The sequence below is a fragment of the Hydrogenophaga sp. genome, assembly GCF_035481345.1.
Taxonomy (GTDB): domain Bacteria; phylum Pseudomonadota; class Gammaproteobacteria; order Burkholderiales; family Burkholderiaceae_C; genus Hydrogenophaga.
Map to the genome: position 1 here is coordinate 55,674 of NZ_DATIGV010000180.1, position 7,696 is coordinate 63,369.

Here is a 7,696-nt window from a genome sequence, read left to right on the forward strand (position 1 = left end):
CGCGCTGGCTCAATGCGCGTGCGCCAGCCCGCTCACCAGCGTGACCATGCCGATGCCCACGGCCAGCCACACGATCTGCGCCACCGTCTCGCCCGGGCCCAGGCGCTTCTGCAACTGCGGGATCAGGTCGGCCAGGGCCACGTAGACGAAGCTGCTGGACGCCGCCACCAGGAAGTACGGCAACCAGTCGTCCAGCGAGGCCAGCAGCAGGTAGCCCACGATGCCGCCCAGCGCGGTGACCGTGCCCGCCAGCGACACCTTGAGCAGCGCCGCGCGCTGCGTGCGCGAGGTCTGGCGCAGCACCACCAGGTCGCCGATGTGGTGCGGCACCTCGTGCGCCAGCACGGCCAGCGAGGCCACCAGCCCCAGCCTCAGGTCGGCCACGAAGGCCGAGGCGATCAGGATGCCGTCGCCGAAGGCGTGCACGCTGTCGCCCAGCAGCACGGCCCAGCCGCCGGCGCGGGGTTCGTTCCCGTGGTGATGGTGGTGGTGGCCGTTCCCATGGTGGTGATGGTGGGCGTGCTCGTCGTCGGCCTCCTGGCCGTGCTCGTGGCCGTGGTGCCACAGCTCCGCCTTGTCGAGCAGGAAGAAGAACACCAGGCCGCCGAGCAGCAAGGCGAAGAGCTCGTGCGCGCCAGCGGCGCTCTCGAAGGCCTCGGGCAGCAGGTGCATGAAGGCCGTGGCCATCAGCGCGCCGGCCGCCAGGCTCAGCATGTGCTGCGTGTAGCGCGCCATCATGGCGTAGCCCAGCAGCGCCGCCACCCAGACGCTGCCCACGCCGGCCGCAACGGTGCCGAGAAGAATGGCCAGAAGAGTCATGTTCCTGTCACCACGAAAAAAGGCCGCCCTGCGGCGGCCTTCGTTGAACGGCGGCCCAGGGAATCAGGCAACGCCATGCTGTTTGAACCACGCCAATGCACGCTTCCAGCCGTCCTCGGCCGGCTCCTTGCGAAAGCTCGGCCGGTAGTCGGCGTGGAAGGCGTGCGGCGCGTCCGGGTACACCACGAAGGTCGATGCCTTGGCCGCCGCATTGCCGGCCGCCAAAGCTGATTTCATCTTATCAACAGTGTCAAGGGGGATGCCGGTGTCGGCCGCTCCATAGAGGCCCAGCACCGGGCCGTGCAGCTGGCCGGCGACGTCGATCGGGTTCTTCGGGGTCAACCCGTTCTGCTGGCCCACCAGACGACCGTACCAGGCCACGCCGGCCTTCACGGCCGGGTTGTGCGCGGTGTACAGCCAGACCTGGCGCCCGCCCCAGCAGAAGCCGGTGATGCCCAGCTTGCTGGTGTCGCCGCCGTTGGCGGCCGCCCACTTCACCGTGGCGTCCAGGTCGCCCATCACCTGGGCATCGGGCACCTTGCTGACGACTTCCGATATCAGCTTGGCCACCTCGCCATAGCTCTGGGCGTCGCCCTGGCGCACGAACAGCTCGGGCGCGATGGCCAGGTAGCCGGCCTTGGCGAAGCGGCGCGCGGTGTCGGCGATGTACTCGTGCACGCCGAAGACCTCGGACAGCACCAGCACCACCGGCAGGCCGGTCTTGCCGGCGGGCGCGGCGCGGTAGGCCGGCATCTTGAAGCCGTTCACGTCGATCATGACCTCGCCCACGGTCAGGCCATCGGACGGCGTGCGGATCGCGGTCTGGGCCATCAGCGGCGCAGCGGCGGCGGCATAGCCCACGCCCAGCGCGGCCTTGAGGGCGGTGCGGCGGGTGGCGCCGGACGAGTCGGCGCTGCCGCCCAGCAGGGCCTCGGCGTCGCGGGTCATGTCGTGTTCGAGCATCGCGGGTCTCCTCAGGTGGTGGATGGAAGTGGTGGTGATTCCCGTCAGGGCGTGAAGTTCAAGCCCTCAATGGGCCTTGTCCCAGTTCGGGCCGACGCCGATCTCGGCCAGCAGCGGCACCTTGAGCTCGGCCACCGAGGCCATCAGGCGCGGCACCTCGCTGCGCACCCACTCGACCTCGGCCTCGGGCACCTCGAACACCAGTTCGTCGTGCACCTGCATGATCATCTTGGTGCGCCGCTCCTGGTCGTCCAGCGCGGCCTGCACGGCCACCATGCTCATCTTGATGAGGTCGGCCGCCGTGCCCTGCATCGGTGCGTTGATGGCCGCGCGCTCGGCGCCGCCACGGCGCGGGCCGTTGGGGCTGTTGATCTCGGGCAGGTACAGGCGGCGGCCGAACACGGTCTCCACGTAGCCCTTGCTCTTGGCGCTCTGGCGGGTGTCGTCCATGTAGCGCTTGACGCCCTCGAAGCGCTCGAAGTAGCGCTGGATGTAGTTCTTCGCCGCCGTGTTGTCGATGCCCAGCGCCTTGGCCAGGCCGAAGGCGCTCATGCCATAGATGAGACCGAAGTTGATCACCTTGGCGTAGCGGCGCTGCTCGCTGCTCACCTGCGCCACCTCCACGCCGAAGACCTCGGCGGCGGTGGCGCGGTGCACGTCCTGGCCCTCCTGGAAAGCGCGCGTGAGGGCCTCGTCACCACTGATGTGGGCCATGATGCGCAGCTCGATCTGCGAGTAGTCGGCGCTGGCGATGACGCAGCCCGGCGGCGCCACGAAGGCCTCGCGCACGCGCCGGCCTTCGGGCGTGCGGATGGGGATGTTCTGCAGGTTCGGGTCGTTGCTGGACAGGCGCCCCGTGACGGCCACGGCCTGCGCGTAGTGCGTGTGCACGCGCCCGGTGCGCGGGTTGGCCATCTGCGCCAGCTTGTCGGTGTAGGTGCCCTTGAGCTTGGACAGGCTGCGGTGCTCCAGGATCTTGGCCGGCAGCGGGTAGTCCTCGGCGAGCTTCTCCAGCACCTCTTCGTCGGTGCTGCGCGCGCCGGTCGCGGTCTTCTTGATGACGGGCAGGCCGAGCTTGTCGAAGAAGATCTCGCCGAGCTGCTTGGGGCTGCCCAGGTTGAACGGCTGGCCCGCGATGGCGTAGGCCTCCTGCTCCAGCGCCACGATGCGCTGGCCCAGTTCGTGGCTCTGCGCGGCCAGCGTGGGCGCGTCGATCAGCACGCCGTTGCGCTCGATGCGGTAGAGCGTCTCGCTGCTGGCCATCTCCAGTTCGTAGATGAACCTGAGCTTCTCGTCGGCCTGCAAACGCGGCCACAGCACGCGGTGCACGTCCAGCGTCTGGTCGCTGTCCTCGCAGGAGTACTCGGCGGCCTTGGCCACGTCCACCTGCGCGAAGGGAATCTGGTGCGCGCCCTTGCCGCAGATGTCCTCGTAGCTGATGCCCTTGCGGCCGGTGTGGCGCTCGGCCAGGCTTTCCAGGCCGTGCGGCTTGTGCACCTCCAGCACGTAGCTCTGCAGCATGGTGTCGTGCTCGTAGCCGCGCACCTCGATGCCGTGGTTGGCGAAGACGTGGCGGTCGTACTTGACGTGCTGGCCCAGCTTGGGCTTAGTGGGGTCTTCCAGCCAGGGCTTGAGCTTTGCCAGCACCTCGTCGAAGGGCAGTTGGTCGGGCGCGTCGGGGCCGGTGTGGCGCAGGGGCACGTAGGCCGCCTCGCCCGGCGTCACGCTGAAGGAGATGCCCACGATCTCGGCCACCATCTCGTCGAGCGAGGTGGTCTCGGTGTCCAGCGCCACCAGGCCGGCGGCCTGCAGGCGCTCGAGCCAGGCGTCCAGGCGCTCCCAGGTCATCACGATCTCGTACTGCACCGCGGCGCGCGCCTCGGGCGTGGCGGGAGCGTCTTCCAGCAGGCCCTCGGTGAGGTCCGGGTCCACGGCGGTCGCGCCTGGCGACACCGGCGCCTCCTTGCCCACGGCTGCCTTGGCCGCGAGCGTCTTGAAGCCGTACTTCTCGTAGAAGGCCTGCAGGGCGTCGTGGTCGGGCTCGTTCAGGCGCACCGCGTCCAGCGCGGGCAGGCCGGGCACGAAGCCGTTCAGGTCGCAGTCGGTCTTGATGGTGACGAGCTGGCGGCCCGTCGGCAGCCAGCCCAGCGCCTTGCGCAGGTTCTCGCCGGCCACGCCCTTGACCTCGCCCGCGCGCGCCACCAGGGCGTCGAGCGAGCCGTACTCCAGCAACCACTTGGCCGCCGTCTTGGGGCCCACCTTGTCCACACCTGGCACGTTGTCCACCGCGTCGCCCACCAGGGTCTGGTAGTCGACCATCAGGTGCGCGGGCACGCCGAACTCGGCCTGCACGCCGGCCAGGTCGCGGCGCTTGCCGCTCATGGTGTCGATGATGGCGATGCGCTCGTTGACGAGCTGGGCCAGGTCCTTGTCGCCGCTGCTGACGATCACGTCGAAGCCCTGCCCGGCCGCCGCATGAGCGAGCGTGCCGATCACGTCGTCGGCCTCCACGCCGGGCACGTCGATCACCGGAAAACCCAGCAGCCGCACCACCTCATGGATCGGCGGGATCTGCGCGCGCAGGTCATCCGGCATGGGGCTGCGGTTGGCCTTGTACTCCGCGTAGATCGCGTCACGGAAGGTCGGGCCCGAGGCGTCGAAGACGCAGGCCGCGAACACCGCGGGCACCTCCTTGCGCAGGCTCTGCATCATGTTGATCATCCCGCGGATGGCCCCGGTGGCGGGGCTCGTCGGGTCACCGGGCACGGCCCGCAGATCGGGCATGGCGTGGTAGGCGCGGTACAGGTAGCTGGATCCGTCGATCAGCAGCAGGGTTCGGGCGGCGTCCTGGGTCATCCCGCCATTGTGTAGGAAGGCGTGAGGCCGGGGCGTCGGCCGACACCGGACATGGCCCGGCGGCCGCGCCGCCCACACCCCGGTGCCTACAATGCGCGGATGGCCTCCACCCCCTCCCTCATCGGCGCCGCCTTGCTGGCCGCGCTGGCCGCGCCGGCCCTGGCCCAGCAGCCACCGCCGGCCGACCCCGCGCCCCTGGAGCGCGCTCCGGGCGACCGCATCGAGCGCATCACGCACGAGGACGCCTATACCCGCATCGACGAGTTGCGCGTGGACGGCCAGACCCAGTCCATCCAGGTGCAGCCCAAGAACGGCGCGCCGGCCTATGAAATCCAACCGCGCGGTGCCACCAACCCGCCGGGTGAAACCGCGGGCCGCCCCTCGGGCAATGCAGGCCGCAGCAGCTGGCGCCTCTTCAACTTCTGACATGGCCGTCTACACCGAGGTCCCGTTCGCCGACGCCGCCGCCCTCATCGAACGACTGAACCTGGGCACCCTCACCGAGCTGCGCGGCATCCAGGGCGGCATCGAGAACACCAACTACTTCGTCACCAGCGAGCGCGAGGGCCAGACGCTCGAGCACGTGCTGACGGTGTTCGAGCGCCTGAGCGCCGAGCAGTTGCCGTTCTACCTGCACCTCATGAAGCACCTGGCCACGCACGGCGTGCCCGTGCCCGAGCCGGCCGCCGACGCGAAGGGCGAAATCCTGCACAGCCTGCAGGGCAAGCCCGCCGCCGTGGTCGACAAGCTGCGCGGCGCCAGCGAACTGGCGCCCACGGCCGCGCACTGCGCCGCGGTGGGCGCGCTGCTGGCGCGCCTGCACGGGGTGGGCCGCGATTTCGACCGCCACCAGCCCAACCTGCGCGGCCTGTCCTGGTGGAATCAGACCGTGCCCGTGGTGCTGCCCTTCATCGACGAGGCCCAGGCCGCGCTGCTGCGCGCCGAGCTGGCCTACCAGAACCATGTGGCCGAGAGCAGCGCCTACCGCGCCCTGCCGCGCGGCCCCATCCACGCCGACCTGTTCCGCGACAACGTCCTGTTCGAGGACGGTGCCGTCAGCGGCTTCTTCGACTTCTATTTCGCCGGCGTGGACACCTGGCTGTTCGACATCGCCGTGTGCCTGAACGACTGGTGCGTTCAACACGGCGGCGACGCCGACGGCCAGCCCGAGCCGGCGCTGGAGCAGGCCTTCCTGCGCGCTTACGAAAGCGTGCGCCCGCTGAGCCCCGCCGAGCGCCGCCTGCTGCCCGCCATGCAGCGCGCGGGTGCGCTGCGCTTCTGGCTCTCGCGCCTGTGGGACCTGCACCTGCCACGCGAGGCCGCCATGCTGCAGGCGCACGACCCCAGCCATTTCGAGCGCGTGCTGCGCGCGCGCCTGCCGAACGCCCGGGCCGTGAGCCCGCCGCCCGCGCAGGAGGCGGTGCCTGCATGAGGGTTCAGATCAACAAGGCCGGCACCGGCTGGCAATGGGTCAAGCGGGGCATGCGCACCTTCCTGCGCCAGCCGCTGGCCATGTCGGGCCTGTTCTTCATGTTCATGGCCCTGGTGTCGGTGCTGTCCATCGTGCCCGTGCTGGGCACGGCGGTGGCGGTGGCCCTGGTGCCCGCCGCCACGCTGGGCCTCATGGCCGCCACGCGCGAGGCCGAGCAGGGCCGCTTTCCCATGCCCTCGCTGCTGCTCACCGCCTTTCGCGGCGGCAGTGCGCGCACGCGCCACATGCTGGTGCTGGGTGCGCTGTACGCGGCGGGCCTGTTCCTGGTGATGGGCATCGCCGCGCTGTTCGCGGGCGATGTGCCGGCGGCCGCCCCCATCGCCGACGGCACCGAGGTCACGCCCGAAGCAGTGAGCGCCGCGATCGGCCGCCCCGGCATGGGCGTGGCCCTGCTGGCCTACCTGCCCGTGCTCATGGCCTTCTGGCACGCGCCGGCGTTGGTGTTCTGGCACGGCGTCTCGCCGGTCAAGAGTCTGTTCTTCAGCCTCGTGGCCTGCTGGAGCAACAAGGGTGCGATGCTGCTGTTCACCCTGGGTTGGACGGGGGTGTTCATCGTCACCGGCCTCGTGCTCGGCGTGCTGGGCAGCCTCGTCGGCGGGCCGCAGGTGATGCAGATCGTGGTCTACCCCATCGTGCTGTTCATGGCCTCGATGTTCCACACCTCGCTGTGGTTCACCTTCCGCGACAGCTTCCGCTTCGACGAGGAACCGCCGCCCGAAGCGGGCTGAAGGCGCTCGCCCCTCATTCGTTCAGTTCGAGCAATACCTCCGGGTGCGACACCGCCACGCGCAGCAGCGTTTTCGCAGCACCCGTCGGCTCACGCCGGCCTTGCTCCCAGTCTTGCAAGGTTCGCGGCGATACCCCCAGCAGGCGCGCGAAATCCTGCTGCGAAAGCCCGACACGCGAGCGGGCTTCAGCCGCTTGCGGCACCTCAACGCGGGTCACGCGCGCCGACTGCCCCCGCCGCATCTGTTTGACCGACGCCAACAGGTCCTGCTTGAACTTGTCCATGTCAGATCGCATCTTCGACCCCTTTCTTCAGTTCGGCCAGAAAGTCGGACGGCAAGTTGTCGAACCTGGCCTTGGTGTAGACGATGAGCAGCCAGATCACATCTTCGGACGCGTTGAAGTAGATGACCCGGCTGCCGCCGCGCTTGCCCCGCCCTGATGCGGACCAGCGAACCTTGCGGCAACCGCCGCTGCCTGGAATCACATCCCCGGCAGCCGGGTTCGACGCAATCCAGTTGATGAACTCGGCGCGCTCCGGCTCTGACCACACTTCCGATGCATAGCGTTGGAAGATGGGGGTTTCGGCCACGGTGCGCATCGGCGAAATATACGGCATTGCCGTATATTTCGCAAGCAGCACGAAGCGACCGGTTCACACCGCCATCGACGGGCTCCAGCCCTCGGGCATCGCGTGGGGCCAGCCCACGGTCTGCAGGAAGATGCCCTCCACCTGCGCCGCGATGTGCTGCCAGTCCAGTGCCACCACCTGCGCGCGCGCCTGCGTGGCGGCGGCGCGCACCAGCGCCGGTTCGCGCGCCAGCCGCGCGGCCTGGCGGG

The 7,696-nt window shown here is 69.6% G+C and carries 8 protein-coding genes and 1 pseudogene; 3 read left to right on the forward strand and 6 right to left on the reverse strand.

The features are described 5' to 3' along the window. Positions 1-9 precede the first annotated feature (9 nt). The 3 genes from VLG41_RS18745 to polA form a co-directional block, all read right to left on the reverse strand. Positions 10-819 (reverse strand): ZIP family metal transporter, encoded by an 810-nt coding sequence (locus VLG41_RS18745; RefSeq protein ID WP_325350908.1) that lies wholly within the window; start codon positions 817-819, stop codon positions 10-12. Positions 820-882: 63 nt separating this feature from the next. Next, on the reverse strand, positions 883-1,782 hold the full coding sequence (locus VLG41_RS18750) for a dienelactone hydrolase family protein (RefSeq protein ID WP_325350909.1): 900 nt from the start codon (positions 1,780-1,782) through the stop codon (positions 883-885). Between the two features lie 66 nt (positions 1,783-1,848). Continuing rightward, complete coding sequence (polA, locus tag VLG41_RS18755; RefSeq protein ID WP_325350910.1) at positions 1,849-4,638, reverse strand: DNA polymerase I; 2,790 nt, start codon at positions 4,636-4,638, stop codon at positions 1,849-1,851. Between the two features lie 99 nt (positions 4,639-4,737). Between polA and VLG41_RS18760 the strand changes: the two genes are divergently transcribed. The 3 genes from VLG41_RS18760 to VLG41_RS18770 are packed head-to-tail and all read left to right on the forward strand — an operon-like array spanning position 4,738 to position 6,858. Then, positions 4,738-5,064, forward strand: coding sequence for a hypothetical protein (locus tag VLG41_RS18760; protein ID WP_325350911.1), 327 nt, complete (start codon positions 4,738-4,740; stop codon positions 5,062-5,064). A 1-nt stretch (position 5,065) separates the two neighbouring features. Then, the gene (locus VLG41_RS18765) at positions 5,066-6,070 is read left to right on the forward strand and encodes a homoserine kinase (protein WP_325350912.1); all 1,005 of its coding nucleotides are present in this window, start codon (positions 5,066-5,068) and stop codon (positions 6,068-6,070) included. Next, positions 6,067-6,858, forward strand: coding sequence for a BPSS1780 family membrane protein (locus tag VLG41_RS18770; RefSeq protein WP_325350913.1), 792 nt, complete (start codon positions 6,067-6,069; stop codon positions 6,856-6,858). Before VLG41_RS18765 ends, VLG41_RS18770 begins: the two co-directional genes overlap by 4 nt. Before the next feature lie 13 nt (positions 6,859-6,871). Here VLG41_RS18770 and VLG41_RS18775 read toward each other — a convergent pair whose 3' ends face one another. The 3 genes and pseudogenes from VLG41_RS18775 to VLG41_RS18785 all read right to left on the reverse strand — a co-directional run. After that, positions 6,872-7,141 carry a helix-turn-helix domain-containing protein gene (locus VLG41_RS18775; RefSeq protein WP_414652514.1) on the reverse strand — a complete coding sequence of 90 codons (270 nt, stop codon included), beginning with the start codon at positions 7,139-7,141 and terminating at the stop codon, positions 6,872-6,874. Position 7,142: 1 nt separating this feature from the next. Next, a complete protein-coding gene (locus VLG41_RS18780) occupies positions 7,143-7,457 on the reverse strand; it encodes a transcriptional regulator (protein ID WP_325350915.1) in 315 nt (104 codons plus the stop codon). A 54-nt stretch (positions 7,458-7,511) separates the two neighbouring features. After that, positions 7,512-7,696, reverse strand: a pseudogene (locus VLG41_RS18785) (glycosyltransferase family 1 protein); the annotation flags it as partial.